Origin of the sequence: Cognatishimia sp., assembly GCF_964229375.1 — a bacterium.
Taxonomy (GTDB): Bacteria; Pseudomonadota; Alphaproteobacteria; order Rhodobacterales; family Rhodobacteraceae; genus Cognatishimia.
In genome coordinates this window covers 1-4,459 of record NZ_CAXREH010000189.1, presented here as the reverse complement: position 1 = coordinate 4,459, position 4,459 = coordinate 1, and the positions used below count along the sequence as shown (strand labels likewise).

Genomic DNA, 4,459 nt, shown 5'->3' with positions numbered 1-4,459 from the left:
GTGATCTATTTCGTCCTGTCGCGCATCGCGCTGCCGCGCATTGCTGCGGTTCTGGCCGAGCGTCAGGGGACGATCACCAACGACATCGCCAAAGCTGAAGAGCTGAAGGCGCAAGCGGTAGAAGCAGAAGAGGCCTATAACAAGGCACTCGCGGATGCACGGGCGGAAGCCTCTCGCATCGTTGCGGAAACCAAAGCAGAGATTCAAGCCGATCTGGACGCGGCCACCGCGAAAGCGGATGCAGAAATCTCGGCCAAAGCTGCTGAGTCCGAGAAGGCAATTGCCGAAATCCGGGCTGGCGCGGTTGAGAGCATCCAAGCGGTTGCGACCGATACGGCGAACGAAATCGTTACAGCACTGGGCGGCAAGGCAGATGCCAAAGCCGTTGAGAAAGCTGTAGCTGAGCGGATGAAAGGCTAAGAGACATGCGTAAACTGGCTACTCTTTTCGCCCTGACCGCAGCGAGCCCGGCTTTCGCAGCCTCTGGCCCGTTCTTCTCACTGACGAACACGGACTTCATCGTTACGATGGCGTTCATCCTGTTCATCCTCGTGCTGTTCTATTTCAAAGTGCCGTCCCTTCTGGGTGGTATGCTGGACAAGCGCGCCGAGGGTATTCAGTCCGAGCTGGACGAAGCCCGTGCCCTGCGCGAAGAAGCCCAGACCATTCTGGCCTCTTACGAGCGCAAGCAGAAAGAAGTTCAGGAACAAGCGGATCGCATCGTGGCACAAGCCAAAGACGAAGCGGTTGCGGCGGCTGAACAGGCGAAGGTTGACCTGCAGGCCTCTATCGCGCGCCGTCTGGCCGCAGCAGAAGAGCAGATCGCATCTGCCGAAGCGTCTGCTGTCAAAGAGGTTCGTGACCAAGCGATCACCGTCGCAGTTGCGGCCGCGGATGCTGTGATTGCCAAAGGCATGACAGCGGCTGACGGCAACAAGCTGATCGACGCGGCGATTGCCGAGGTTGACGCGAAGCTGCACTGATTTCGATTGGGGCCTCGCCCCCACGATTAGAATTAAACCCGGTTCCTAGCGGCCGGGTTTTTTCATGCCTAAACGGTGTCCGGAAATTCCATCGACCCAGCGCTATGCGGTTTCTTGCATATGCCAGAAAGTTGAATTGGATCCAGCTTACTCCTCTGTACGTAATATGAACGGTATCAGTGGAGGAAGTTCAACATGCCCTTATCCAGACGACAATTCATCGCCAGTAGCGCCGCAACCGCAGCCTTGGCCACACCAGTTATGTCCGCAGCGCCTAAGCTGGGCGTCAGCTTTGGCAATTTTCACCGGGTCAAACTTGGTGGCTTTGAGATCACGACGCTGTCTGCCGGCACACGCGTTGTCGAGTCACCCCAGAACATCTTGGGCATGAATGTCAGCCCCGAAGAGTTCGCCGCCGCATCAGATGCCGCGAATATTCCTGCAGACTCGTCTCGGTTCTATTTCACGCCGGTCCTGGTCAATACAGGCTCCGAGCTGGTGCTGTTTGACACAGGCCTCAACGGTCAAATGACGCTCGCCCAGATCGAAGCGGCTGGCTATTCAGCAGACCAGATCGACAAGGTCATCATCACCCACATGCACGGCGACCACATTGGCGGACTCAGCGGGGACGCGGGCGAAACCTTTGCAGGGGCGGCATACTACTCCGGCGCAACCGAGAACAACTTTTGGGCGGGGCGCGACAACGACAATTACAAAACCAAGGTTCAGCCCCTGGCTGAAAAGTTCACCTTCATCGATGACGGCGCCTCGGTTGCGTCCGGCATCACCGCCATGGACACCAGCGGCCATACACCGGGCCACATGGCTTACATGATCGAAAGCGAGGGCGCCTCGATGCTTTTGGGCGCAGACTTTGCCAACCACTATGTCTGGTCACTGGGCTATCCTGATTGGGAAGTGCGCTTTGATATGGACAAGTCAGGCGCGGCCAAACAACGGCGCCGGATCTTGGACATGCTGGCCGCGGACAAAATCCCGTTCACCGGATATCACATGCCGTTCCCGGCAATCGGCTATGTGTCCACGCGGGGCGACGGGTTCGAGTACGAACCGGCGACCTATCAGCTTGCGCTTTAAACCAAGCTAGGGTGGGGCAGGTCTTGGGACTTTGCCTCACTCGCGCCCTTGCTCGTGTTCAAACCGCTGTTTGGCAATCTCTTCGTTTTTCTGCTCTTTGCCGTGATCTCCAAGCGCACGCTCAACATAGCTGAGGTGCGCTTCGACGGCGGCGCGGGCTTCACTGGCATCGCGGGCTTGTAGGGCCGAGTTTATCGCGCGGTGCTGTTCCAGCAGGACTTCGCGGGTGGTGCGCTGTTTGAACATGACAGTTCGATTATAGAACACCCCTTCGCGCAACAGATCATACATCGAGCGCATCATATGCAGCATGATGACGTTGTGGCTTGCCTCAATGATGGCCTGATGGAAGTCTGCGTCCAGCCTCGCTTCGTCGGCAGGATTGCGTTTGGGATGCGCCGCTTCCATCTTTTCAAACACTGCATTGATGACCTTCAGATCGGTGTCTGACGCAAAGCTCGCGGCGCGTTCAGCGGCCAGACCCTCCATGTCACGGCGAAACGCGATATAGTCAAAAACCGCCTCGTCATGGCTGGCGAAAAGCGTCGTCAAAGCTGGCGCAAAGGCGCTGCCCAGAACGTCGGCCACGAAAATCCCCGCGCCCGCTTTGGCGCTGAGCAGGCCACGTTCTTGCAGTTCAGACACCGCCTCTCGCAGCGACGGGCGCGACACACCAAGCTTGTCCGCCAGTTCGCGTTCCGCTGGTAACCGTTCGCCCGGACGCAGAATGCCGCGCAAGATCAGCAGTTCAATCTGGCGCACCACAGAGTGCGAAAGTTTTTCGGGGGTGACTTTCTGGAAGGGCATGAGGCTTTTTGACGGACCTGTCGAAACTGGTCAAGTGATTTGACCACCTGTGGGGATGCTTGGAAAGTCCCAAAATGCAAAGCAAGGTCAGACCTATTGACGTAAATGGGTCAAGTGTGCTTACGTAAAAATGTAGGTTAATAGTGAGTAACACGATGTCCTTGAAAGAGCATTTCGCAAGTCGCGCCACGCGCATGAAAGCGTCTGAAATCCGAGAGCTGTTGAAACTCCTCGATCAGCCCGACATCATCTCCTTTGCTGGTGGCATTCCAGATCCGGACCTGTTCCCGAAAGAGGCCTTTGCGACGGCGATGTCGCAGGTCATCACCGAGAACCCGGCAGCCTTGCAGTATTCCTCAAGCGAAGGCTATGCGCCGCTGCGCCGATGGCTGGCGCAGCATATGACAGAGATCGGCGTTCCTGCGGATGCGGACAATATCTTTATCACGTCAGGGTCACAGCAGGCCTTGGACTATCTGGGCAAGCTCTATCTGTCGCCAAACGATACGGCGCTGGTCACCTGGCCAACGTATCTGGGCGCGCTGGGTGCGTTTAACGCCTATGAGCCGCGTTATGACCAGCTGAATCCGACGGGAAACCGGGGGGCTGACGACTATACCGCGGGGGCCGAAGCCGCGGGCGGACGCGTGAAATTTGCCTATCTGTCGGCGGATTTCTCTAATCCTACAGGGGAAACTGTGGACCAAGCGGGCCGCGAGCGGCTGATTGACGAATGTGACCAGATGGATTGCGCCTTGATCGAAGACGGCGCTTATCAGGCGCTTCGGTTTGACGGAGATGCTATCGCGCCAATTCAGGCCATTGAATGCGCGCAGAAAGGCAGCTTGGAGGCCTGTCGCACGATCTATTGCGGCAGTTTCTCAAAGACGCTGTCGCCGGGTCTGCGGATCGGTTGGGTGTGCGCGCGCAAAGATGTGATTCAGAAACTGGTCCTGATAAAACAAGCCGGTGACTTGCACACCCCGACGCTTAATCAGATGGCAGTTCATCGCGTCGCCGAGACGCTGTTTGAGACGCATATCACCAAGCTGCGCACGCTCTATGCCGGGCGGCGCGACGCCATGCTTGCGGCACTGGCGCAAGAGATGCCTGAGGGTGTCAACTGGACGCGTCCCGAGGGCGGCATGTTTATCTGGATCACGTTGCCCAAAGGCTTGGACGGCAAAACGTTGTTGGAACATGCTGTCAAATCGCATCGGGTGGCCTTTGTTCCCGGTGGCGCGTTCTTTGCGGATGGATCGGGAAACAACACGATCCGATTGAGTTTCTCTTTGCCACCAGAGGATGTGATCGCAGCCGGTGTGTCCCGTCTGGCCGCCGCGATCAAAGACCTTATTGGCATGGACTAAAACTGTTCGCATTTTATTAAAGTTTTTCGCACAGGCTGAGGCCCATGCGATGGATTCTGTTGGGCATATGTTTGTTGGCGGGCTGTGACAGCCCCGGTATCGGGTATTCTTCGGCCGAGGTGACGCGGGTCTCTGTCGGTGAGAACAGCTTCTCGCTTAGGCGGTCCGGACATGTGGTGCAGGCGATCCGCACCAATT

Annotated in this window: 4 protein-coding genes and 2 pseudogenes; 4 read left to right on the top strand and 2 right to left on the bottom strand. The window is 57.3% G+C overall.

Annotated features, from left to right (window positions below; genetic code table 11):
* The 3 genes from ACEQWH_RS14065 to ACEQWH_RS14055 all read left to right on the top strand — a co-directional run.
* Positions 1-420 (top strand): F0F1 ATP synthase subunit B' (locus ACEQWH_RS14065; protein ID WP_370231861.1); only part of this gene is annotated, 420 nt, incomplete at its 5' end.
* 5 nt (positions 421-425) lie between these two features.
* A complete protein-coding gene (locus ACEQWH_RS14060) occupies positions 426-983 on the top strand; it encodes a F0F1 ATP synthase subunit B (protein ID WP_370231860.1) in 558 nt (185 codons plus the stop codon).
* Between the two features lie 195 nt (positions 984-1,178).
* Complete coding sequence (locus ACEQWH_RS14055) at positions 1,179-2,084, top strand: MBL fold metallo-hydrolase (RefSeq protein ID WP_370231858.1); 906 nt, start codon at positions 1,179-1,181, stop codon at positions 2,082-2,084.
* A 36-nt stretch (positions 2,085-2,120) separates the two neighbouring features.
* Here ACEQWH_RS14055 and ACEQWH_RS14050 read toward each other — a convergent pair.
* Positions 2,121-2,579, bottom strand: a pseudogene (locus ACEQWH_RS14050) (FadR/GntR family transcriptional regulator); the annotation flags it as partial.
* A 102-nt stretch (positions 2,580-2,681) separates the two neighbouring features.
* Positions 2,682-2,891 (bottom strand): annotated as a pseudogene (locus ACEQWH_RS14045) (GntR family transcriptional regulator); the annotation flags it as partial.
* Between the two features lie 155 nt (positions 2,892-3,046).
* On the opposite strand from ACEQWH_RS14045, the gene ACEQWH_RS14040 reads away from it, so the two are divergent.
* Complete coding sequence (locus tag ACEQWH_RS14040; protein WP_370231856.1) at positions 3,047-4,261, top strand: PLP-dependent aminotransferase family protein; 1,215 nt, start codon at positions 3,047-3,049, stop codon at positions 4,259-4,261.
* Positions 4,262-4,459: the final 198 nt, after the last annotated feature.

What these genes read in the sequence shown, in the direction of transcription:
- ACEQWH_RS14060 (WP_370231860.1), top strand. Translation starts at nt 426, where the DNA reads ATGCGTAAACTGGCTACTCTTTTCGCCCTGACCGCAGCGAGCCCGGCT.
- ACEQWH_RS14040 (WP_370231856.1), top strand. Translation starts at nt 3,047, where the DNA reads ATGTCCTTGAAAGAGCATTTCGCAAGTCGCGCCACGCGCATGAAAGCG.
- ACEQWH_RS14055 (WP_370231858.1), top strand. Translation starts at nt 1,179, where the DNA reads ATGCCCTTATCCAGACGACAATTCATCGCCAGTAGCGCCGCAACCGCA.